Source organism: Rhizobacter sp. LjRoot28, from assembly GCF_964253025.1.
Lineage (GTDB): Bacteria > Pseudomonadota > Gammaproteobacteria > Burkholderiales > Burkholderiaceae_C > Rhizobacter.
The window spans coordinates 1,331,007-1,351,544 of record NZ_CAXUQC020000001.1 but is presented as its reverse complement, the minus strand read 5'-3'; the positions used below and the strand labels follow the sequence as shown (position 1 = coordinate 1,351,544).

22 protein-coding genes are annotated in these 20,538 nt (G+C 68.2%); 9 read left to right on the top strand and 13 right to left on the bottom strand.

The features are described from left to right. Positions 1-21 precede the first annotated feature (21 nt). From earP to mnmC, 3 genes are all read left to right on the top strand, one after another. The gene (earP, locus tag ACSQ2F_RS06415) at positions 22-1,059 is read left to right on the top strand and encodes an elongation factor P maturation arginine rhamnosyltransferase EarP (RefSeq protein WP_436020927.1); all 1,038 of its coding nucleotides are present in this window, start codon (positions 22-24) and stop codon (positions 1,057-1,059) included. A gap of 106 nt (positions 1,060-1,165) precedes the next feature. Next, complete coding sequence (gene efp / locus ACSQ2F_RS06410) at positions 1,166-1,720, top strand: elongation factor P (protein WP_436020925.1); 555 nt, start codon at positions 1,166-1,168, stop codon at positions 1,718-1,720. A gap of 127 nt (positions 1,721-1,847) precedes the next feature. Then, positions 1,848-3,632: an FAD-dependent 5-carboxymethylaminomethyl-2-thiouridine(34) oxidoreductase MnmC gene (gene mnmC / locus ACSQ2F_RS06405; protein WP_436020923.1), complete on the top strand. Its 1,785-nt coding sequence runs from the start codon at positions 1,848-1,850 to the stop codon at positions 3,630-3,632. A gap of 50 nt (positions 3,633-3,682) precedes the next feature. On the opposite strand, the gene ACSQ2F_RS06400 is transcribed toward mnmC, so the two are convergent. Continuing rightward, positions 3,683-3,868, bottom strand: coding sequence for a hypothetical protein (locus ACSQ2F_RS06400; protein ID WP_436020921.1), 186 nt, complete (start codon positions 3,866-3,868; stop codon positions 3,683-3,685). A gap of 81 nt (positions 3,869-3,949) precedes the next feature. Continuing rightward, positions 3,950-4,609 (bottom strand): ribose-5-phosphate isomerase RpiA, encoded by a 660-nt coding sequence (gene rpiA / locus ACSQ2F_RS06395; protein WP_436020919.1) that lies wholly within the window; start codon positions 4,607-4,609, stop codon positions 3,950-3,952. A 52-nt stretch (positions 4,610-4,661) separates the two neighbouring features. Here rpiA and ACSQ2F_RS06390 point away from each other — a divergent pair, with 52 nt between their 5' ends. The 3 genes from ACSQ2F_RS06390 (at position 4,662) to ACSQ2F_RS06380 (ending at position 8,165) form a co-directional block, all read left to right on the top strand. Beyond that, positions 4,662-5,702 (top strand): quinone-dependent dihydroorotate dehydrogenase, encoded by a 1,041-nt coding sequence (locus ACSQ2F_RS06390; protein WP_436020917.1) that lies wholly within the window; start codon positions 4,662-4,664, stop codon positions 5,700-5,702. A 45-nt stretch (positions 5,703-5,747) separates the two neighbouring features. Then, entirely contained in the window at positions 5,748-7,169 is a 1,422-nt protein-coding gene (locus tag ACSQ2F_RS06385; protein ID WP_436020915.1) for a phospholipase D-like domain-containing protein, read from the top strand. A 123-nt stretch (positions 7,170-7,292) separates the two neighbouring features. Then, positions 7,293-8,165: a hypothetical protein gene (locus tag ACSQ2F_RS06380; protein WP_436020913.1), complete on the top strand. Its 873-nt coding sequence runs from the start codon at positions 7,293-7,295 to the stop codon at positions 8,163-8,165. 38 nt (positions 8,166-8,203) lie between these two features. Here ACSQ2F_RS06380 and ACSQ2F_RS06375 read toward each other — a convergent pair whose 3' ends face one another. Together ACSQ2F_RS06375 and ACSQ2F_RS06370 are read right to left on the bottom strand one after the other, a co-directional pair. Then, the gene (locus tag ACSQ2F_RS06375) at positions 8,204-9,157 is read right to left on the bottom strand and encodes a GGDEF domain-containing protein (protein ID WP_436020911.1); all 954 of its coding nucleotides are present in this window, start codon (positions 9,155-9,157) and stop codon (positions 8,204-8,206) included. Between the two features lie 48 nt (positions 9,158-9,205). Next, on the bottom strand, positions 9,206-10,096 hold the full coding sequence (locus ACSQ2F_RS06370; RefSeq protein WP_436020909.1) for a LysR family transcriptional regulator: 891 nt from the start codon (positions 10,094-10,096) through the stop codon (positions 9,206-9,208). Between the two features lie 121 nt (positions 10,097-10,217). On the opposite strand from ACSQ2F_RS06370, the gene ACSQ2F_RS06365 reads away from it, so the two are divergent. Next, positions 10,218-10,838 carry a glutathione S-transferase family protein gene (locus tag ACSQ2F_RS06365; protein ID WP_436020907.1) on the top strand — a complete coding sequence of 207 codons (621 nt, stop codon included), beginning with the start codon at positions 10,218-10,220 and terminating at the stop codon, positions 10,836-10,838. A 10-nt stretch (positions 10,839-10,848) separates the two neighbouring features. Beyond that, entirely contained in the window at positions 10,849-11,754 is a 906-nt protein-coding gene (locus tag ACSQ2F_RS06360) for a pyridoxamine 5'-phosphate oxidase family protein (protein WP_436020905.1), read from the top strand. Positions 11,755-11,758: 4 nt separating this feature from the next. Here the strand turns inward: ACSQ2F_RS06360 and ACSQ2F_RS06355 are convergent, their stop codons facing one another. Then, positions 11,759-12,346, bottom strand: coding sequence for a TetR/AcrR family transcriptional regulator (locus ACSQ2F_RS06355; RefSeq protein ID WP_436020903.1), 588 nt, complete (start codon positions 12,344-12,346; stop codon positions 11,759-11,761). Positions 12,347-12,412: 66 nt separating this feature from the next. Here ACSQ2F_RS06355 and ACSQ2F_RS06350 point away from each other — a divergent pair, with 66 nt between their 5' ends. Further along, positions 12,413-12,853 (top strand): VOC family protein, encoded by a 441-nt coding sequence (locus ACSQ2F_RS06350; RefSeq protein WP_436020901.1) that lies wholly within the window; start codon positions 12,413-12,415, stop codon positions 12,851-12,853. Positions 12,854-12,907: 54 nt separating this feature from the next. On the opposite strand, the gene ACSQ2F_RS06345 is transcribed toward ACSQ2F_RS06350, so the two are convergent. From ACSQ2F_RS06345 to ACSQ2F_RS06310, 8 genes are all read right to left on the bottom strand, one after another. After that, positions 12,908-13,573, bottom strand: coding sequence for a PEP-CTERM sorting domain-containing protein (locus ACSQ2F_RS06345; RefSeq protein WP_436020899.1), 666 nt, complete (start codon positions 13,571-13,573; stop codon positions 12,908-12,910). 136 nt (positions 13,574-13,709) lie between these two features. After that, positions 13,710-13,937, bottom strand: a complete 228-nt coding sequence (locus ACSQ2F_RS06340) for a SlyX family protein (RefSeq protein WP_436020897.1) — start codon at positions 13,935-13,937, stop codon at positions 13,710-13,712. Between the two features lie 25 nt (positions 13,938-13,962). After that, on the bottom strand, positions 13,963-14,769 hold the full coding sequence (locus tag ACSQ2F_RS06335) for a plasmid replication/partition related protein (RefSeq protein ID WP_436020895.1): 807 nt from the start codon (positions 14,767-14,769) through the stop codon (positions 13,963-13,965). 136 nt (positions 14,770-14,905) lie between these two features. After that, positions 14,906-15,484, bottom strand: a complete 579-nt coding sequence (locus tag ACSQ2F_RS06330) for a PEP-CTERM sorting domain-containing protein (protein ID WP_436020893.1) — start codon at positions 15,482-15,484, stop codon at positions 14,906-14,908. Positions 15,485-15,882: 398 nt separating this feature from the next. Continuing rightward, complete coding sequence (locus tag ACSQ2F_RS06325; RefSeq protein ID WP_436020891.1) at positions 15,883-17,874, bottom strand: TRAP transporter large permease subunit; 1,992 nt, start codon at positions 17,872-17,874, stop codon at positions 15,883-15,885. After that, positions 17,871-18,488 carry a TRAP transporter small permease subunit gene (locus ACSQ2F_RS06320; RefSeq protein WP_436020889.1) on the bottom strand — a complete coding sequence of 206 codons (618 nt, stop codon included), beginning with the start codon at positions 18,486-18,488 and terminating at the stop codon, positions 17,871-17,873. Before ACSQ2F_RS06320 ends, ACSQ2F_RS06325 begins: the two co-directional genes overlap by 4 nt. 68 nt (positions 18,489-18,556) lie before the next feature. Beyond that, positions 18,557-19,687, bottom strand: a complete 1,131-nt coding sequence (locus ACSQ2F_RS06315) for a TRAP transporter substrate-binding protein (protein ID WP_436020887.1) — start codon at positions 19,685-19,687, stop codon at positions 18,557-18,559. A gap of 218 nt (positions 19,688-19,905) precedes the next feature. Then, positions 19,906-20,493 (bottom strand): tRNA-uridine aminocarboxypropyltransferase, encoded by a 588-nt coding sequence (locus ACSQ2F_RS06310; protein WP_436020885.1) that lies wholly within the window; start codon positions 20,491-20,493, stop codon positions 19,906-19,908. Positions 20,494-20,538: the final 45 nt, after the last annotated feature.

Genomic DNA, 20,538 nt, shown 5'->3' with positions numbered 1-20,538 from the left:
CGCCCCTCCGATAATCCGGGGATGCAATGGGATGTGTTCTGCCGCGTCATCGACAACCACGGTGACATCGGCGTCTGCTGGCGGCTCGCCGCCGACCTCGCGTCGCGCGGCGACGCCGTGCGCCTGTGGGTCGACGATGCCTCGGCGCTGGTGTGGATGGCGCCCGGCGGCGCGGCCGGTGTTCAGCTCCTGCCCTGGCCTGACGAAGGGGTCGCCCTGCCACCCCCGGGCGACGTCGTGGTCGAGGCGTTCGGCTGCGAACTGCCCGCAGCCTTCGCTGCCGCCATGGCCAGTGCATCGCGCCCGCCCGCATGGATCAACCTCGAGTACCTCAGTGCCGAGGCGTACGTCGAACGCTCGCACCGTCTGCCTTCGCCGCAGTTCAGCGGACCCGGCCGCGGCCTCACCAAATGGTTCTACTACCCCGGCTTCACCGCAGCCACCGGCGGCCTCATCCGCGAACCCGGGCTCGAGGCGGCCCGCACCGCCTTCGACAGGGAAGCCTGGCTGAAGGCCAACGGCGTGAACGTCCACCAGGGCGAGCGGCTGGTGAGCGTGTTCTGCTATGCCAACACCGCGCTGGCCGAACTGCCCGCCCGGCTGGCCGAGCAGCCGACCTTGCTGCTACTGACGCCGGGGGCCGATCTGCCCGGCCGCCTGCCGCCCGGCGTGCGGACCCGCCGCCTGCCCTACCTGACCCAACGCGGCTACGACCGGTTGCTCTGGGCCTGCGACCTGAACTTCGTCCGCGGCGAGGATTCCTTCGTGCGTGCGCAGTGGGCGGGGCGCCCGTTCGTCTGGCAGATCTATCCTCAGGAGGACGGTGCCCACCTGCCCAAGCTGAATGCCTTCCTGGAGCGGTTTCTCGCCGGTGCCTCACCGGCGCTGGCCGGGGCGGTGCAGGCCTGGTGGGCAGGATGGAACGGCGAGATGACACTGCCTGCGCAGTTGCCCCCGGAGGAGGCCTGGTCGGAGCGGTGCCTCAGCTGGCAGCGCCACCTGCGCCAACGTGAGGATCTCGTGACGGGATTGCGCCAATTCGCCATCGAATCGCGCTAAAATCCAAGGCTTTGCGCGTTCTGGCAGTTTGCGGCACGCGCACCCCCGCGTCAGGGCCATCGGGCATCGTGCCCCTGGGTCCCCGCTCCAGACAGTGGAAATCGCCATGAAGATCGCACAGGAAATTCGCGCCGGCAACGTCATCATGTACAACAAGGACCCCATGGTCGTGTTGAAGACGGAATACAGCCGCGGCGGCCGCAACGCAGCCACCGTGCGCATGAAGCTCAAGAGCCTGCTGAGCAACTCCGGCACCGAAGTCGTCTTCAAGGCCGACGACAAGATGGACCAGATCATCCTCGACAAGAAGGAGTGCACCTACTCCTACTTCGCCGACCCGATGTACGCGTTCATGGACGCCGAGTACAACCAGTTCGAGGTCGAGTCCGAGAACATGGGCGACGCCATCCAGTACCTCGAAGACGGCATGCCCGTCGAAGTGGTGTTCTACGAAGGCAAGGCCATCTCGGTCGAACTGCCGACGAGCCTGGTGCGTGAAGTCACCTACACCGAGCCGGCCGTCAAGGGCGACACCTCGGGCAAGGTGCTGAAGCCTGCCAAGCTGGCCACGGGCTTCGAGATCTCGGTCCCCCTGTTCGTCGAAACCGGCGACAAGATCGAAATCGACACCCGCACGCACGAATACCGCAAGCGCGTCTGAGCGGATCCATGCAGTTGTCCGGCATGCCGACGACACACGATCAAGGGCACCTCGGTGCCCTTTTTCATGGCCGATCGGCGGGCTCGCACTGCGCCGGTCGCGTGCCATCGCTGAAGCGCTGAACCTCATGCCGATCTTGTCATCGCTTGCACTGCCGGCCCGATGGCAGGGGCGCGAGCGCTTCGCCGTGCTCATCGATGACTTCGGCGAGGGCGACGCCGTGGCCCGGCTGTGGGCCGAGTGGTCCGCCGACCCGGCGCGCAGCAACCGGATCGACATCGTGGCCATCGCCGGTTCGCCATTGCAGTCCGGCGCCTTCTCACAAGCCTGTGCCCGACTCGGCCTGTCGACGCCGCACGCATGGCCGCCCTCGACGCCCGACCTCCACACCCTCTCCCTGGCCGATGGACGGGTCAACCTCTTCCTGGCCTGCGGGGAACGGCGCGCGGCGTGGCGCGAGTTGGTCGGCCAGGTCGACGCATTCCTTCTCGTGTCGAGCGAGATCGATGCCGTGGCCCTGCCGAAGGCAATGGCGCGACTGGCGGCGCCCGAGGCCACCGTCACGACGATCGGAGAGCCGCCGCCGGAGCTTCGGAACGCGCTGCGCGCGCGTGGTTTCGAATTGCTGCCGTCCGGCCAGCCATTCGCCTGCTACCGGCCGAGGTTCACGCCCAGCCGCATGCCGTTGCACGCCGCGCCGGGTGCGCGGGCGCCCGGACGCGCGCTTGTCATCGGAGCCGGCCTGGCGGGTGCTGCAACCGCTGCCGCACTGGCCCGCCACGGCTGGCGCAGCACCGTGCTCGAACGTGGCCCGGCGCCAGCGCTCGAAGGCTCCGGCAACCCGGCCGGGCTCTTCCACGGCACCGTGAATCCGGACGACGGCCCGCACGCCCGCTTCAATCGCGTGGCCTCGTTCGCCGCCGCCGAAGCCGTGCGCCATGCCGTCGAACGGCACGGCGTCAAGGGGTCCGCCGACGGCCTGCTGCGACTTGAACAGGCGGGCACCGATCCCGTCCGCATGCAGGCCCTCCTCACCCGGCTCGGACTCGGCCGCGACTACGTGCAAGCGCTGGACCCCGAGCAGGCGGCCCATCGGAGCGGTCTGCCGCTGCAGCAGCCCGCATGGTTCTATCCCATGGGCGGATGGGTGCACCCGGCAGGTCTTGCTCGGGCGCTGCTGGCCGACGCCGGGGCGCTCTGCGAGCTGCGGCTCGGGACGGCCGTCGCCCGCATCGAACGCCGTGATGGGGTATGGCATGCGCTCGACGAATCGGATGCCGTGGTGGACCAGGCGTCGGTCATCGTGCTGGCCAACGCCCAGGATGCGCTGCGCCTGGCGGGGTGCGCCGCATGGCCGGTGCGACCGGTGCGGGGCCAGATCAGCACGGCGGCGATGCCGTCCCACCTGCAACTGCCCCGCCTTCCGGTGGCTGGCGGTGGCTACATCATTCCGCCACTCGACGGCCGGCTGTTGTTCGGCGCCACGGCGCAAGCGGGCGACATGGATCCAGCGCTCCGCGAGGCCGACCACCGGTACAACCTCGCGCAACTCCAACGACTCCTCGCGCAGCCGCTTGAACTCGATGTGTCAGCGCTGGGCGGGCGCACCGGCTGGCGTTGCGTGAGCGACGACCGGCTGCCGCTCATCGGCGCGGTGCCCGAGCCCAACGCCGTGCACGCGGCCGCGGCCGAGCAGGCGCGCTTCGTCGCACGCCAGGAGGGACTGTATGTGTTCAGCGGACTGGGCTCGCGCGGCATCACATGGGGCGCGCTGGGGGGCCAGCTCGTGGCCTCGATGATCGCCGGCGCCCCGGCGCCTGTGTCGGCCAGCCTGATCGAGGCCGTTGACCCGGCCCGGTTCGCGATTCGCGCCGCGCGTCGGGTGGGCGCTGCAGGCCGACCCATGTCCTGAGGCCCGGGGCTCTGGCTCAGGCGCAGGAAGGCGAGCGAAGGGACACAGGTTCAGGGAGCGGGGGAGCCTTCAGCCGGCGGTGCGGCTTCAGCGGGGTCGGCCTCCGGCGATTCGGTTTCCGGGCCACCATCGCCATGCGTCTTGCGGACCGCCTTTTCCTTCAGCTTCTCTTCTTTCTTCTTCTTCTTGGCCAGCTCGCGCTGGCGCTTCTCGAACGAATAGTTTGGTTTTGCCATGGGCAGGTCCTTGCAGCGAGTTGCAAAAGTGGCAACAGCCCGAGGGTACGCGCTTTTGCCGCGACTCGACGGGCGTGGGGGCTAGAAAGTCAGCGTCTTGACACCGTCCGGCGTGCCGAGCAGGCACACGCTCGCCCGGTTGCGCGCGAAGATGCCGACCGTCACCACACCGGGCCACTGGTTGATCTCGCGCTCCATCTCGGCCGGATTCGCGATGCGCAGCCCGCGCACGTCGATGATGTGGCAGCCGTTGTCGGTGACGACGCCTTCACGCAGGCTGGGCTGGCCGCCCAGGGCCTGCAGCCGACGCATGATCTGAGCGGCCGCCATGGGAATCACCTCCACCGGCAGGGGAAAGGCTCCGAGCACATCGACCAGCTTGGAGGCATCTGCAATGCAGACGAAGCGCTCTGCGGTATCCGCCACGATCTTCTCGCGCGTCAGTGCCGCGCCGCCACCCTTGACCATGTTGCCCTGGTGGTCGATCTCGTCCGCGCCGTCGATGTAGACCGGAATGCTCGAGACGGTGTTGCTGTCGAGAACGGCAATGCCGTGGGCCAGGAGCCGCTGCGTGCTCTTCTCGCTGCTGGACACGGCGCCCGCGATGCGGTCCTTCATGGTGGCCAGCGCGTCGATGAAACAGTTGACCGTCGAGCCGGTACCGACGCCCACGACGCTGCCGGGCACCACGTAGTCGAGGGCGGCCTGGCCGACCAGCACCTTCAGTTCATCTTGGGTCATGGATCACTCGGTGTTTGAGACAATCCCGCCATTATCCAAGACCCCTGTCCGCATGGCCCTCGTTCCTTACGCCCTCTCCCGCCCTTTCCTCTTCAGCCTTGACCCGGAACAGGCCCATGACGTGACGCTTGCCACGCTGGCGCGGATCCAGCACACGCCGCTGATGTGCCTGATGTCGCAGCCGCGCATCGACAGCCCGGTGCGCGTGGCCGGCATCGACTTTCCGAACCGGGTCGGCCTGGCCGCCGGGCTCGACAAGAACGGGCGCTGCATCGATGCCTTCGGGGCGATGGGGTTCGGCTTCGTCGAAGTGGGCACCGTGACCCCGGTGGGTCAGCCCGGGAACCCGAAGCCGCGCATGTTCCGCTTACCGGAAGCACGTGCCCTCATCAACCGGCTCGGCTTCAACAACGAAGGCCTGGAGGTGTTCATCGCCAACGTGCGCCGCAGCCGCAGCTTCCGTCAGCGCGGCGGCGTGCTGGGACTGAACATCGGCAAGAACGCGGCCACCCCGATCGAACGCGCCCTGGACGACTACCTGCTGTGCCTCGACGGCGTGTATCCGCATGCCGATTACGTGACGGTGAACATCTCCTCGCCCAACACGAAGAACCTTCGCGACCTGCAATCGGACGAAGCCCTCGACGCACTGCTCACGGCGATCGAAGCCCGGGGCCGGGAACTCGCGGCCCGCCACGGCCGGCGCGCGCCGATCTTCGTGAAGATCGCCCCCGACCTGGACGAGGCACAGGTGCAGGTCATTGCGCGCACCCTCACGCGCACCGGCATCGACGGCGTCATCGCCACCAACACCACCATCGGCCGGGATGCCGTGCGCCACCTGCCGCATGGCGAGGAAACCGGCGGGCTGTCGGGTGCGCCTGTCTTCGAGGCCAGCAATCGAGTGATCTCCCAGTTGCGCGCGGCCCTCGGCCCCGGGTATCCGATCATCGGGGTCGGCGGCATCATGAGCGGCGCTGACGCCGCCGCCAAAATCACCGCCGGAGCCGACCTGGTGCAGCTCTACACGGGCTTCATCTACGGCGGCCCGGACCTGATCCCCGAGGTTGCCCGAGCCACGGCCCGAGCCTGATCTGCGAGACTCCATAACGCGCCATCGTGGCGCCGCGGAGTTTCCATGCCCACCTCACCGAGCGCCTGGCGCGCCCTGCTGACCCTCTGCCTCGTGCTGGCCACCAGCGCTTGCAGCACCTTGCCGACCATCGTGCCGGACCTCGCTCGCACAAGCGATCGGGTGCAGATGGACGGTGCGAACGGCCCGCTCAGCCGGGCGCGTTCCGAGGCCGTGCTGGCCCGCTTGCAGGCCGGCGGCAAGCCGACGAGCATCTTCGACCGCCACCTCGCCTTTGAAGAGGCCGTGGCCGGCACCCCGCTGGTCATCGGCAACCGCGTGACCCTGCTCGTCGACGGACCGAACACCTACCGCGCGATGTTCGCCGCCATCGAGGCCGCGCGGGATCACATCCACCTGGAAACCTACATCCTCGAGGACGACGAGGTGGGCCAGCAGTTCGCCGAGGTGCTGATGCGCAAGCAGCGCGCGGGCGTGCAGGTGAGCGTCATCTACGACAGCGTGGGCACCCTGGGCACACGCCGCGAGTTCTTCCAGCAGTTGCGCGACGCCGGCATCCTCACCGTCGAATACAACCCGGTCAACCCGCTCACCGCGAAAGCGGGATGGGACGTCAACGAACGCGACCACCGCAAGCTGCTCATCGTCGACGGCCGTCAGGCGTTCCTGGGCGGGATCAACATCAGCAGCGTCTACGAAGGTGGTTCCTTCAGCAAGCGTTCCGGCCGCAGCAGCGGCTCGGGCAGCCGGCGCGATGGCGACAAGTCCGCTGACGCCCTTCCCTGGCGGGACACCCACATCCAGATCGACGGCCCGGTTGTCGCCGATCTGCAGCGGCTGTTCATGGGCGTCTGGTCCACGCAGAAAGGCCCGCCCCTGCCGCCGCGCAAGTACTTCCCGGACATCAAACCAGCCGGCGGCGACGTCGTGCGCGCCATCGGCAGCTCGCCGGACGAACCCTTCAGCCTCATCTACGCCACCCTGATCTCCGCCATCAACAGCGCCGAGACCGACATCCTCATCACCAACGCCTACTTCGTGCCGGACCCGCAGCTGATGGACGCACTGAAGGCGGCCGCCGCCCGAGGCGTGAAGGTGGTGCTGCTGCTGCCCAGCAAGACGGACTCCGGGCTTGTCTTCCATGCCGGCCGGGCGTCCTACACCGAACTGCTGGAGGCCGGCATCCGGATCTATGAGCGCAAGGGCGCGCTGCTGCACTCGAAGACCGCGCTGATCGACGGCGTGTGGGCCACGGTCGGCTCCACCAACCTCGACTGGCGCAGCTTCCTGCACAACCTGGAGGTCAATGCCGTCGTGCTGGGCGGCGACTTCGGGCGACAGCTGCAGGCGCTCTTCGCCCGGGACCTGGCGGAGTCGAGCGAGGTCACGCTCGATGCCTGGCGAGCCCGCGGCCTGCGGCTGCGACTCAAGGAAGCACTGAGCAAGGCCTGGGAATACTGGCTCTGATACAAGTTCAAGGGAACCCGGCGCCGCGGGGCGTCTCCATGATGGACAGTGCGCCCGTTGATGGCGCCTGACCTGGCACGAGCCAGACCTCCCGCATTCGTGCACCCGACGGAGCCCTTGCCGATGAAGCTGTCTTCCCTCGTTCGCATACTCGCTCCGGCCCTGGTGGCAATGGCCTGCCTGCCGGGACCGCTGAACGCGCAGACGAAGGGCGACCCCGCCCTCTTGCGCGCAAGCTACGTGCAGCTGCAATCGGCCTTGGCGCGCAACGCCTACGGCCGCCCCCTGCACATCGAGTCGAGCGAAGCGGACGGCAACCTCAAGGGCGACGTGCATGCCGTCGTCTCGCATCCTTTCGCCCAGGTGGCGGAAGCGCTCAGTGCGCGCGCGAACTGGTGCGAGGTGCTGATCCTTCCGTTCAACGTGAAGCAGTGCCTCGCCCCCAAAGGGTCGGAGACCCTGACGGTCAAGGTCGGGCGCAAGTTTGACCAGCCCCTGAAGGACGCCTACGGCGTCGACTTCAAGTACCGGGTGCTCGCCCAGACCGCCAACCACTTGGCCGTGGAGCTGAGCGCCGACAAGGGACCGCTCAGCACGCGCGACTACCGCATCACGCTGGAAGCCGTTCCCATCGATGCGCAGCGCTCCTTCCTGCGCTTGTCGTACTCGTACGGGTATGGAATGGCCGCCCGCATGGCCCTCCAGGGCTACCTGGCCACCGTGGGCAGCGACAAAGTGGGCTTCAGCGTTGCGCAACGCAACGAGCGCGGGCAGCCGGTGTACGTCGGTGGCGTGCGTGGCGTGGTGGAGCGCAACGCGATGCGCTACTTCCTGGCCGTGGAGTCCTACCTGGATGTGCCCGACGACGACGACCGTCGCCTGCGCCAGTGGTTCACCGCAACCGAGCGGTACCCGCGCCAGCTGCACGAGATGGAACAGGCCGAGTACGTGGCGATGAAGCAGCGCGAGGTGCGCCGACAGCGCGACGGGGCGTGAGGTTGCGGGCTGGCGCCGGGAGGCGCCCGCAGCCGCAGTCAGGTTCCGGGCAACGGAGGCGCTTCGTTGGCGGCAGAGACCGGCCCCTGCTCTTCATGGTTCGCGAAGCCTTCACGACCGAGGGCCGTGGCGGCCAGCGCGAGGCCGGTGGCTCGCCGGACGAGGCTGATGGCGTCCCGGCCGTCGTCGGGGAACTGCGCAATGCCCGTGGCCACGGCAATCGCCAGTTCGGTGCCCGAGATGGGAAACGGCGGATGCAGGGCTTCACGGAGCTTGACGGCAACGCGGTCCGCATCCTGCGGCTCCTGGAACTTGGACAAGAGCACGACGAAAGAATCGGGGCCAACCGACGCCACGACATCGCTCGCCCGCAGGCCCATGCGCAGACGCACGGCGATCTTGCGGCGCAGCACGTTGGCCGCCTCCCGGCCCAGGCGGGCCTCGGCCGTGGCGAGGCCCTCCACCCGCACCGCCAGCAACGCCATCGGCGCCGGTTCACGCTCGCGCAGCGCCAGGAGCTGGTTCACATGCTCGACCAGTTGAGCCTGGTTGGGCAGGCCGGTCATCAGGTCGGTGGCCAGGGACTTGCGCGCCAGCCGCTCCACGTTCTTCCGCTCGATCGCCAGGCGCACCGCGCGGGGCAGCAGCTCGGCCGAGGCGGTTGACGACGGAATCGGCTGGACGTCCTGGACGCCCGAGGCCACCAAGCGGATGGCCAGGTCGTGGCCAGGCTCGTCCGGCGTGAGCACGATCATGGCGGGCTCCACCGTTGCCTGGGTGAGGCCAGGCCAGGCGAGCAGCTTTCTGGCCTCCACGGGGCGCACCGCCACAATCACGGCGTCGTAACGCCGATCGACCAGGCGCTCCCCTGCCTGAACCAAGCCCGTGCACCGCTCGCATGCAAACGGGCCGAATGGCGAGTCCGGTGCCAGGTCGGGCACGGCGGCGCCGTCGGTGTCGATGAGCAAGAGCGTCAGCGCAGTAGTGGTCATGGCAAAGGGACAGGCGGGAGACGAGCCTCCATTGTGGCCGTTTCGAGTTCAGCCCCCAAGCGGGGCCAGCGCCTCTTTCATCCAGGCGATGAAAACCCGCGTGCGCGCCGGCAGGCCCCGCGCATGCGGATAGACGAGGTTGACGGGCCGAGGCGGTGGCTCGAAGGGCTCGAGCACGGTCTGCAGCCGGCCCGCGGCGATGTCCGGAGCGACCTGGTACGAGATGAACATGCCGAAGCCCAGGCCGGCCACGCAGGCACTGGCCGCCGGCGCTGCGCGGTTAAATTCGAGGTTGCCGGTGACCGGCACCTGGAACTGGCGCCGGCCATCGTGGAACAGCCACCCTCCCGCCGGCAGCCCGGTGAAGCGGATGCAATTGGCATGGCGCAACTCGTCGGGATGGCCCGGTACACCGTGCCGGCGCAGGAACTCCGGACTCGCGACCACCGGGCGGCGCAAGCTGCCCACGGCCTGGGCCACGAGCGACGAGTCGTTGAGTTCACCGATGCGCACCGCGACGTCGATTCCCTCGTCCAGCAAGTTGACGACGCGGTCCCACAGCAGCAGGCGCACGCGCACCTTGTCGTATCGCTGGACGAAGCGGGTGACGGCCGGTGCCACGTACATCTCTCCGAACAGGGCCGGCGCGGTGACCACGAGCTCTCCGCTCGGTTCCGCCGCGTCGGCGGCGAGTTCACCCTCGGCCTCCGCCACTGCATCGAGCACGGCGCGGCAACGGTCGAGGTAGTGCCGGCCTTCGGCGGTCAGGGAGATGCGGCGGGTGGTGCGGTTGAAGAGGCGCACGCCGAGGTGACCCTCTAGCGCGGCCAGGCTGCGAACCACCGCGGGCAAGGACGACGCACTGGCTTTGGCGGCCGCCGTCAGCGAGCCGGCCTCGGCGATGTGCACAAAGGTGGCCATGGCCTTCAGCTTGTCCATCGCGGCATATTAAACCGCCAAATGGAGCACTGCACTCCAGTTGCGGCCATTTATTCAACAGTTCGCAGCAACCAGAATCTGCGCCATCCCATCAACCTTCCTCACCCACAGGCACCGCACCATGCCCGACATCACCCTGCATCGCCTCACCCTCTCCGGCCACAGCCACCGCGTCGAGGCCTTCCTGCACCTGCTCGACCTGCCGTACCGCACGGTGGACGTCGACGTGCTGAAGGGCGCGCACAAGCAGCCGAACTTCCTCGCGCTAAACCCGTTCGGGCAGGTGCCGGTGCTGCAGGACGGCGACGTGACCCTGAGCGACTCGAACGCCATCCTGGTCTACCTCGCCGCCCGATACGGCGGCCCCCGTTGGCAACCCGGCGATCCGGTGCACGCAGCGCGCATCCAGCGCTGGCTGTCCGTCGCTGCCGGCGAGCTCGCTCACGGTGCCAGCGCGGCCCGGGTCGCCGTGCTGTTCAAGCGCGACGTCGACACCACGCCGCTCATCGCGCGCGCGAACGCCCTGCTCGCGCTCATGGAACGTCACCTGGCCGATTCGCCCTTCCTCGTCGGGGCCGAGGCCAGCATCGCGGACCTGGCCCTGTACGGCTACACCGCACGGGCGCCCGAAGGCAATGTCTCGCTGGTGCCGTACGCGGCGGTGCGCGCCTGGCTGGAACGGGTCGAGGCGCTGCCGCGCTTCCTTCCGTTCGCGAAGTCGCCCGTCGGGCTTCCCGCCTGAGGCCAAGGACATGGGCGCTTTCCATGCAGGCGAAGCCCGGGTCCAGCAGCGCCTGGAGGTGCGTGACCGCATGGCCGAGGTGGCCGACCGCGCGATCCGGGACCACATGCCCGAGCAGCACCGAAGCTTCTTTTCCCTGCTGCCGTTCCTCATCGTGGGCAGTGTGGACGACGCCGGCCGGCCGTGGGCCAGCATCGTGGCTGCGCCGCCGGGCTTCGTCAGCTCGCCCGATGCGCGGCGGCTGCGGGTCAACGCCGCGCCGCTGGTCGGTGCGCCCCTGCGCTGGCGGGAGGGTGAGTCGGTCGGGCTGCTGGGCATTCAAGCGCACACCCGACGGCGCAATCGCATGAACGGCATCGTCGAGGAGGTCACACCGGACGGTGTGTCGATCAGGGTGGCGCAGAGCTTCGGCAACTGCCCGAAGTACATCGTCCCCCGAGAGGCGACATACGGGCCGGGGCGGGTCTCTCATTCGCCGCGCAGTGGGGAACGGCTGGACGCGCGGGACCTGGCGCTCGTTCAGCGGGCCGACACGCTGTTCATCGCGACGGCTCACCCGCGGGCGCCCCACTCGGCCGTGCCCGAAGAAGGCCTCGACGTCTCACATCGAGGCGGGGCGCCTGGCTTCGTGTCGGTGGACGAAGACGGCGCGCTCTGGATCCCGGACTACGCGGGCAACCTCTTCTTCAACACCTTCGGCAACCTGGCGCTCAATCCACGGGCCGGTCTGCTGTTCATCGGCTTCGAGTCGGGCGACCTGTTGCATGTCACCGGACATGCGGAAGTGGTCTGGGATGCCGAGGCCGTCGCGCAGTTCCCGGGCGCACTTCGCCTGGTTCGCTTCGAAGTCCGGGCGACCGTGAGGCTGGATGCCGCGCTCGCCCTGCAGTGGTCGGCTGTCGCACCGTCGCCTTGAGCGATCAGCCCGCCAGGGCGCGCTTGAGAAGCCAGCGCATGGCGCCGCGCACCTCGTCCGGTTCGGCGCCGGCGTCCATGTCGAGCGCCGCTCGGTCGAAGGCCGCCGAAAGCAGCCGTGCGAGCGCGTCCACCGACACGTCGGTCTCTCGGGGCATCGCGGCAGCCAGGCCCTCCCGCAGCGTGCCGGCCGCGTGCGACTCGTCCATCGCCATCACGTCGGCCACACCGAGAACCGCCGGGCCGTCGACCAGCAGCAGCTGCGTTCGGCCGGGCACGCTCATGGCGTCCAGGTAGGCGTCGGCGCCCGCGAGCAAGGCCTCGGCCGCGGGTACCGGGCCCGACGTCTCCGAAACGATGTGTTCGGCCACCGCGCGCGACTCCAGCTCCAGCACGTGCCGGAACAGGTCCCGCTTGTCGCTGAAGTGGTGATACAGCGCCCCGCGGGTGATGCCCGCGGCCGCGCACACCTGCGGGGTGGACGTCTGCGCATACCCGTGGGCGATGAACAGGGATCGCGCCGCACGGGTGAGCGCATCCCGTGTGGCGTCGGTGCGCTCGCGGTTCGATCGTCGAGGGGCTTTCTCTTGCATGCAGGCCTTCCGTGGGCTACTGTTTAGATACATACAGCCTGTATGTTAACAACCAGGAGCCCCGCCGTGAAGATCACCAGTTACTACCCCGTCCTCATGACGAACCGCGTCAGCGAAACCGCCGACTTCTATTGCCAGCACTTCGGCTTCGCGCCCCTCTTCAACGCCGACTGGTACGTTCACCTGCAGTCGCGCGAACACCCGTCTGTCAACCTCGCGATCCTCGACGGGCAGCACGAAACCATCCCGGCGGCCGGCCGCGGCCAGGCCGGTGGGTTGCTGATCAATTTCGAGGTGGAGGACGTCGAGGACGTCCATGACCGGTTGCGCGCCGAAGGCCTGCCGATCCTGCTGTCATTGCGGGACGAGGCGTTCGGGCAGCGTCACTTCATCACGAGCGACCCTAACGGCGTACTGATCGATGTGATCCGGCCCATCCCGCCGAGCGCCGGTTACGCGGCGCAGTACGACGTGAAGGCGCTGCCGGCCCCGGCGGCGCCAGCCTGATTCGCTGCGGCCGCTCGAAGCGGCCGCCCGCTGTCGACGGCACCAGCGCAACGTTCAAGCGCTTGGCCCCGCACGGCGTCGCGCCGCTGTCGCACCGACCCCGACCAACCCCAGCGCCGCCAGCGCCAGCCCGGCGGGCTCGGGCACCGGTGCCGCGACCGAGTAATGCCAGTTGCCGAATTCGCTGTCGAGGGGAAAGTACCGGCGATCGTCGAGGTTGTTCGAGAGATATCCGTCGAATTGCGGGCCTCCGCCTTCCGAGGCCGTGCCGAGCATGGGAAGGCCGAGCTCGTCGAGACGTCCCCTCGCGGTCATGGTGAGGGTCCACTGTGCGGCGGAACCCGAAACCAGGGGGCCCAACTCGATGACCACGGAGATCCCGTCACAGGCCGCAGGATCCTCCATCGGGGGACACTCGCCGACGTCAAGGTTGCGGGTCACCATGGTGCCGCCCCAGCCCTCGAAGTGGTGCGCTTCGAGCATTTCCCAGGCCACGATCCTGAACGGACCCAGGCTATTCCGGAACGTACCGCCGCCATCCTGCAGGTCTGTCGGCGCGACGTCACGGTTGTAGACGATGCTGCCGGAGCCCCATCGCCAATTCCAACCGATCTCTGCCCAGCCGCCCTCGGCGACGGCCATGGCGGGTGGCGCCGCCAGCATGCCCGCCAGACCAACCACCACCAGGCCCACCGCCCGCCCGTGCCAAGTCTTGACCATCGCTCGCTCCCGCTCGTGGACGTGCTATGACAGTAGTCCGAGGACGCCCCGGCTTCAAGCGGGCGGGCCCGACACCGGCACTTCGAATTAGGGGGAGGCCGTCGGCGCCGAAGGCTCCAGCAAACCGCACGCCGGCTCAGTAGTGCGGTGGCAACTCGTCGCGCAGGCTGCGAAAGTTTCCCGCGTCCGGCGCGGGCATCTGCTGGCGCAGCGCCGCGAGTTCGCGCGCCAGCTGGTCGATCTGCTGCTGCTGGCGCGCGACGATGGCGTTCAGCGTGTCGACCAGGTCCTCGGTGTAGCTGGCCTTGATCTCGAGGTCGGTGAGCCGCTGCTCGGCCGGATCGGGGTGGTGCGAGTCGATCATGCGTTGGGAACCCGGTGCGTTGAGGTCAGCGTGTCGCCAACAAGGTGGCCACCTGGCCACGCAGCTTTTCATTCTCGGCGGTGAGCTCAGCCACGCGCCGGCGCAGCGTCGTCAACTCGTCTTCGCCCGGCTCCCCTGCGCTCGATGCCGCTTCGTCGCGCGGCCGGCGCTTCGCTTCGCGGGCTCGCTTGGCCGCCTGCTTGAGTTCGTCCCTGCCTGCGGTCGCGGCCGCCACCTGCTCTTCCACGGGCAGGCTGGCGACGGCAGCCGCGGCGTTGATCGAGATGGTGCCCGAGCGCACGGCCGCCTCGACTTCGGGCGCCGCCTGCTTGCGGATCTTCTCGATCATGCCCACCTGGCTGCTGCTCAGGCGGGCGGCACGCGCGATTGCCTCGCGGCTGGCGAGCGCATCGGCGGGCGGCACGGCAGCCGCCTCGTCCGAGCCGTCAGCCGCTGGTTGCGCGCTCGCCGCCGCTTCGGACGCGCCCTCGGCGCGAGCCCGCGCCTGCCGCTCGGCCACGATTTCCTTCTTGCGCAGCGCCAGCACCCCACGCTGGTAGTCCGAGACACTGCGGCGTCCCAGGTGCTGGTCGATCATCCACAGGTGCACGTCCTCCAGCGTCTGGAAGCGCGTGTTCTGTACGGTCTGGAACGGCAATCCGTGCTTCTGGCAAATGCCGTAACGGTTGTGCCCGTCGACCAGCACGTCGCCCCACAACACCAAGGCGTCGCGGCATCCCTCCGCGAGCAGGCTTCGCTCGAGCGCGTAGTACTCGTCCGGCGTGAGCGGATCGATGTAGGCTTTGAGATCTTCGTTGACGACGATGGTCATGGGGCGGGGACGGAACGACAGCAGGGCGGCAATTCTAGTCAGCCGCTCCGTGCCCCTCCGTTTCACGCGGGTCCTGCCGTCCCCACGCACCGATTTGGGCCGCGCTTGTCCTGCCCTCCGGCCCACCCGGTTGAGTTCAATGCCGACGCGCCCCGGACCGGAGCCCACCGAGCAGCCCGACGCCCAGCGCCATGAGGCCCCACGAAGCCGGTTCGGGAACGGGTGCCGCCACCGCGCGATTCCAGCCGTCACCCCAACCGATGGCTGCGGTGTACCGCGTGTCGTTCAAGTCGTTCGACAGGTAGCCCTCGTAGTGAGCCGGGCCGCTCAGGTCGCCCTGCAGGTAGGGGAGACCTCGCGCGTCCAGCTCCCCGGGACCGGTTAGGGTGACCTGCCACCGGGCCGGATCTCCGGACCTCAGAGGGCCCAGTTCCACCACGAGCGTGACCGATGGGGAGCAATCGATTTCCGGAAGGCACGTGGTGCTGCTTGTGATCAGCGTGCCACCCCATCCCTCGAAGCGATGCTGCTCGAACATCTCCCATGCGATGACCGAGAACGGTCCGACGCTGTCGCGGAAGGTGGCACCGCCGTTCGCCCGGTTCGTCGGTTCGACATCTCGGTTGTAGAGGATCTCCCCCGAACCCCAGCGCCACCCCCAACCGATCTCGGCCCAGCCTTCGGCCGCGATTGCGGCAGTCGGAAGCCAAGCCATGAGCAATGCCGCGGTGGGGGCACGCAAAGCACTGCGAAAGCCAATGGAGGGCATGGGGAACTCCTTCGTCGCGCAGGTGAAGATCCCTGAACTCTAGTGCGCCGCGTCGTGCTTTCAAGCTGCACCTGCAGGCCCTTCATCTGCGGCCTGGCGGCATGACGCTCAGCGGGCGAGACGGAGGACACGCGGCGGAAGGAGGCGCGATGACGCGAGGGCAGGACAGCTCGCCACGCAACCCGCGAACAGGCCCCCGACGAGAAGTCTCCGGCGCGAACGAGAACGCACCGTCGCTCTCCCTTCAAGGATGTGAGCAAACCATAGCGCGAGTCTCCGAGGGCTCCAACCACGAGAAGCCGACGGGCGCGCTGCGGACAAGGGGGCATTGAGCCCCCTTCCTTTTACTTGTACAGCACCTGCGGCAACCACAGCCCGATGGCCGGGAACTGGTAGAGCAGCACGATCGCCAGGACCTGGATCGCCATGAAGGGCAGCATGCCGGCGAAGATCTGGTTCAGCGTCACGTGCTTCGGCGCCACGCCCTTCAGGTAGAAGGCGGCCATCGCCACGGGTGGCGAGAGGAAGGCGGTCTGCAGGTTCAAGGCGACGAGCAGCCCGAAGAACAACGGGTCCACGCCGAAGTTGTCGAGCAGCGGCACGAAGATCGGCATGAAGATCACGATGATCTCGGTCCACTCGAGCGGCCAGCCCAGCACGAAGATGATGATCTGCGACAGCACCAGGAACTCGGTCTTGGTGAGATTCATGCCGAGCACCCACTGCTCCACGAGCTCCTGGCCGCCCAGCAGCGCGAAGGCGGCCGAGAAGATGGAGGAACCGACGAACAACCAGCACACCATGGCGGAGGTCTTGGCCGTCAGGAACACCGATTCCTGCAGCCGCGTCAGTGTCATCTGTCGATACGCCATGGCCAGCAGCAGGCCACCGAAGGCCCCGACGGCCGCGGCCTCGGTCGGCGTGGCCAGGCCATAGACGATGGACCCCAACACCGCCAGGATCAGGATGAGCAGCGGGAAGAACGAGGTCAGCAGCATCTTGAAGACCTCGAGCCGCGTGAAATTAAGCACCATGTAGTACGCGAGCATGGCCACCGCCGCCACCGCCAGCAGGAGCCAGTAGGTGCCGGAGGGCTTTGGCACGGCGGCTTCCGCCGCGGGCGAATCGGGCGCCGCGGGGGTCTCGAGGCTCGGCGGTGTGCCCAGCGCCGCCGGCTCGTCCGGTGCGCTGGCCGGAATGCTGAGCGCAGTCGCCGGGTCGCTCGCCGCTTGCGGCTCCGCGAGCGGCGCTTCCTCCGTCGGCGGCTCGGAGAGGTCGTCGGTCGGCGGTTCGTCCAACCCGCCCGAAGGCTCTTCCAGGCCACCGGACGGTGCCGGCTCCGACTCCTGGCCGGAACCGATCTGCTGCAGCTCCGGCAGACCATCCGGGACCGCGACATGGGTGGCCGAACGGTAGGCGAACGCGGCCACCAGCGCCACCAGGAGCAGCGGGAGCAAGGCCACCAGCAGTTGGCCAATCAGGTAGCGGGCCGAAACGCCGTGCTCGCCCTGCCGCTTCAGCGCCGCGAGCAGTCCGGGCACCGCACGGCGGTCGCCATCAGCGCCGGCGGCCACCAACCTGTCGGGCAGGGGCACGTAGCGATCGGCGGCCGACAGCGGCGGCGCCATCGACGGCTTGAGCTTGGCGACGATGACGACATAGAGGATGTACAGGCCGGCCAGCATCAGGCCCGGGAAGAAGGCGCCTGCATACAGTTGGACGACGGACACGCCCGCCGTCGCACCGTACACGATGAGCAGCACCGACGGAGGAATGAGAATGCCCAGGCAGCCGCCCGCCGTGATGGCACCGGCCGACAGCGGCACGCTGTAGCCCGCGCGCAGCATGGGCGGCAGGGCCAGCAGCCCCATCAGCGTGACCACCGCACCGACGATGCCCGTCGCCGTGGCGAAGACGGCGCAGGTGACGAGCGTCGCGACGGCCAGCGAGCCGGGCACGCGCGCAAGTGCCAAATGCAGGCTGCGAAAGAGTTTCTCGATGAGGTTGGCCCGCTCGACCAGGTAGCCCATGAACACGAAGAGCGGGATGGAGATGAGCACGTCGTTGGCCATCACCTTGTAGGCCGCCTGCACCATCAGGTCGAGCGTCTTGGCGCTGTCGCGCTCGTAGGCGATCCAGGTGAAGAGCATGCCCATGCCCATCAGCGTGAAGGCGGTCGGGAAGCCCAGCATGATGGCCACCACGACGAGCGACAGCATCAGCAGGCCGATGTGGCCATTGGTGATGACCGGCACGCTGATGAGCATGGTGGCCGCGCCGGCGATCAGCAGCGCCATCAGCGAGAATCCGAACCACAGTTCCTTGCGGATCTTCATGACCGCTGCTCCTTGGTGACGTAGCGGTCGAGCGCTTCGATGTCCTCGTCCTTCACATGCACCATGGCCTTGAGCTTGTCGACATCCACCTCCTCGACGTCATCCTCGCGGCGGGGCCATTCGCCCTGCTGAAGGCAGATGACGCATCGGATGATCTCCACGACACCCTGCAGCAGCAGCACGGCGCCAGCCACGGGAATCATGAACTTGAAGGGATAGAGCGGCAGTGCGTCGGCAGAGAAGGTCTGCTCGCGGATGGCCCAGGATTCATTCGCATACGTCCAACCCGCCCAGGTGAGCGCCACGATGCCCGGCAGGAAGAAGAGCAGGTACAACACCAGGTCCACGGTCGCCTGGGTGCGCGGGCGGAAGAACCCGTACAGCACGTCGCCTCGAACATGGCCGTTCTTGCTGAGGGTGTACGCCCCGGCCGTCATGAACAAGGTGCCGTACAACATGATCTGGGCGTCGAGCACCCAGGCGTGCGGCTTGTTCAGCACATAGCGGGAGAACACCTCCCAGACGATCAGCGCGGTGAGGGCCACGATCAGCCAGGCGAACGCCTTGCCGATCCACGTCGAGAACCGGTCCACGCCCCACAGCAGCTTCTGCATCAGGGATCTCCAAACACCAGAACGGGAGCGGGGCGCGGATCACGCGCCCCGCCGGGGGATCGGGCGGGTCAGCCCTTCTTGGCAGGCGCCTTGCGCCCGAAGTAGTGGTTGTGCGCCATCTTGAAGTCGACGGTGTAGTCGTTCTGCCAGGCGCCTGCGCGTTCGGCGAAGGCACGCTGGGAATCGAGCACCTTCTTGAACAGCGGGTTCTCCGCGGCCTTCTTCTCGATGGTCTTGTCCCAGGCGGCCAGCTGGGCACGCAGCACGCTGTCGGGCGTCTTGTAGAACTTCACGCCCTGCTTCTTCAGTGCCTGGTAGTCGGCGGAGTTGCGCTCGATGGCCTTCCAGCTCATGTCGGCAGAGGCCGCCTGCACGGCGTACTCCACGATCGAGCGCAGCTCGGCCGGCAGCGCGTTCAGCTTGCCCTTGTTGAAGAGGATCTCGAACTGCTCACCCGACTGGTGGAAACTCTGCAGCATGCAGTTCTTGGCCACGTCGGGGAAGCCCAGCACGCGGTCACTGGAGGCGTTGTTGAACTCGGCCGCATCGATGAGGCCGCGGTCGAGCGCCGGCACGATCTCGCCACCGGGCAGCGGGTTCACGGCGGTTCCCATCTCGGTGAACACGTCCACCGCCAGGCCAACGGTGCGGAACTTGAGACCCTTCATGTCCTCCACGCGCGCCACCGGCTTCTTGAACCAGCCCAGCGGCTGGGTGGGCATCGGGCCGTAGAGGTACGACACGACGTCGAGGTTGAGGCTCTTGTAGACCTCCTCGACCAGCGCCTTGCCGCCACCGTACTGGTGCCAGGCGAGGATCATGTTGGCGTCCATGCCGAAGGCCGGGCCCGACCCCCACAGCGCCAGCGCGGAGTTCTTGCCGTACCAGTACGCGATCACGCCGTGGCCGCCGTCCAGCGTTCCCTTGCTGACGGCATCCAGCAGCTGGAACGCGGGCACCACCGCGCCCGCGGGCAGCACCTCGATCTTGAGGCGACCGCCGGCCATGTCGTTCACCTTCTTGGCGAAGTCGAGGGCGTATTCATGGAAGATGTCCTTGGCGGGCCAGGTGCTCTGGAAGCGCAAGGTGGTGGTCTGGGCCGTCGCGATCATCGGCGCGGCCAGCGCGCCCGCAGCACCGGCCGTGGTCGCGGTCTTCTTGAGAAATCGGCGACGCGGGGCGGAAGTTTTCTCAGTCATGGGAGCTCCTTCGACAGATCGGTTTCGGCCGGGCCCCTGCCTCATGGGCCGCCCAGTCCAGTTGGCGAATGTCGTCTCCTACGTTGCACTGCATCAACTAGGTCTAACCCACCTCGGGTGAACCCGCCTGCGTAGCACCACGTATGCAGCCGACGGCGTGCAGGATGTAGGGCAGCGGGAAGGTGGGCCCAAATCCCCGCGCCGAGAGCACCCGCGGATCAGTCGGCAGCCCCTGCCCTCGCCGACCAATCCCGCACCAGTTCGTCCAGCGCGCCGAGCAGGGCCGCGTGAGCGGGCGATGCGCCCTCGAGCTGCTCGAGCGCCAGCAGGGTCGCCTCCAGCGTCGATCGCTGCGCCGGACGGTGCGCTCGGCGCATGCCATAGCGGGATGCCGGCGGCGCCGAAAGCGCCAGACGGGGCAGCTGCCGGAGCAGCGGATTCACGTGCAGCATGAGCCGGCTCTTGCGCCAGGTGGCGTCGATGACGACCAACCGACCCGGCTGCAGCAGGGCCGGCGTGGAGCCCGGCCCGCCCTCCTCCGGATACAGCAGCACGGCGTCGTCACCGAGCCACCCCTGCAGCACGTCCGGATCGAAGCGCTCCCCGACCTCGATGCGGCTGCGCGCCAGGCTCAGGTGCAAGAGTGGCACCGTGCCCTTCGCATGGCCTGCTTCCATCGGATGCTGCAGCACGAGCACCTCGGTTCGGTTCGCCACCGGCACCGCGAGGTGGCACAGGCAGGTGGCCGCCGGGCGCTGGCAGCGGGCACACCGGAGCCGGCGGGATGGCGAAGCGTTCGGGTCCATGCGCCACTGTCTCACGAAGCGGCGCACCGGCCGTGATCCCTGCCC

Bases quoted from the DNA above. Each gene is read 5' to 3' on its own strand.
- ACSQ2F_RS06315 (WP_436020887.1), bottom strand. From the start codon at position 19,687: ATGACTGAGAAAACTTCCGCCCCGCGTCGCCGATTTCTCAAGAAGACC.
- ACSQ2F_RS06310 (WP_436020885.1), bottom strand. From the start codon at position 20,493: ATGGACCCGAACGCTTCGCCATCCCGCCGGCTCCGGTGTGCCCGCTGC.
- ACSQ2F_RS06330 (WP_436020893.1), bottom strand. From the start codon at position 15,484: ATGGCTTGGCTTCCGACTGCCGCAATCGCGGCCGAAGGCTGGGCCGAG.
- mnmC (WP_436020923.1), top strand. From the start codon at position 1,848: ATGCCGATCTTGTCATCGCTTGCACTGCCGGCCCGATGGCAGGGGCGC.
- ACSQ2F_RS06335 (WP_436020895.1), bottom strand. From the start codon at position 14,769: ATGACCATCGTCGTCAACGAAGATCTCAAAGCCTACATCGATCCGCTC.
- ACSQ2F_RS06385 (WP_436020915.1), top strand. From the start codon at position 5,748: ATGCCCACCTCACCGAGCGCCTGGCGCGCCCTGCTGACCCTCTGCCTC.
- ACSQ2F_RS06355 (WP_436020903.1), bottom strand. From the start codon at position 12,346: ATGCAAGAGAAAGCCCCTCGACGATCGAACCGCGAGCGCACCGACGCC.
- ACSQ2F_RS06345 (WP_436020899.1), bottom strand. From the start codon at position 13,573: ATGGTCAAGACTTGGCACGGGCGGGCGGTGGGCCTGGTGGTGGTTGGT.
- ACSQ2F_RS06320 (WP_436020889.1), bottom strand. From the start codon at position 18,488: ATGCAGAAGCTGCTGTGGGGCGTGGACCGGTTCTCGACGTGGATCGGC.
- ACSQ2F_RS06325 (WP_436020891.1), bottom strand. From the start codon at position 17,874: ATGAAGATCCGCAAGGAACTGTGGTTCGGATTCTCGCTGATGGCGCTG.
- ACSQ2F_RS06370 (WP_436020909.1), bottom strand. From the start codon at position 10,096: ATGGACAAGCTGAAGGCCATGGCCACCTTTGTGCACATCGCCGAGGCC.
- ACSQ2F_RS06400 (WP_436020921.1), bottom strand. From the start codon at position 3,868: ATGGCAAAACCAAACTATTCGTTCGAGAAGCGCCAGCGCGAGCTGGCC.
- ACSQ2F_RS06360 (WP_436020905.1), top strand. From the start codon at position 10,849: ATGGGCGCTTTCCATGCAGGCGAAGCCCGGGTCCAGCAGCGCCTGGAG.
- ACSQ2F_RS06375 (WP_436020911.1), bottom strand. From the start codon at position 9,157: ATGACCACTACTGCGCTGACGCTCTTGCTCATCGACACCGACGGCGCC.
- ACSQ2F_RS06340 (WP_436020897.1), bottom strand. From the start codon at position 13,937: ATGATCGACTCGCACCACCCCGATCCGGCCGAGCAGCGGCTCACCGAC.
- earP (WP_436020927.1), top strand. From the start codon at position 22: ATGCAATGGGATGTGTTCTGCCGCGTCATCGACAACCACGGTGACATC.
- efp (WP_436020925.1), top strand. From the start codon at position 1,166: ATGAAGATCGCACAGGAAATTCGCGCCGGCAACGTCATCATGTACAAC.
- ACSQ2F_RS06365 (WP_436020907.1), top strand. From the start codon at position 10,218: ATGCCCGACATCACCCTGCATCGCCTCACCCTCTCCGGCCACAGCCAC.
- rpiA (WP_436020919.1), bottom strand. From the start codon at position 4,609: ATGACCCAAGATGAACTGAAGGTGCTGGTCGGCCAGGCCGCCCTCGAC.
- ACSQ2F_RS06390 (WP_436020917.1), top strand. From the start codon at position 4,662: ATGGCCCTCGTTCCTTACGCCCTCTCCCGCCCTTTCCTCTTCAGCCTT.
- ACSQ2F_RS06380 (WP_436020913.1), top strand. From the start codon at position 7,293: ATGAAGCTGTCTTCCCTCGTTCGCATACTCGCTCCGGCCCTGGTGGCA.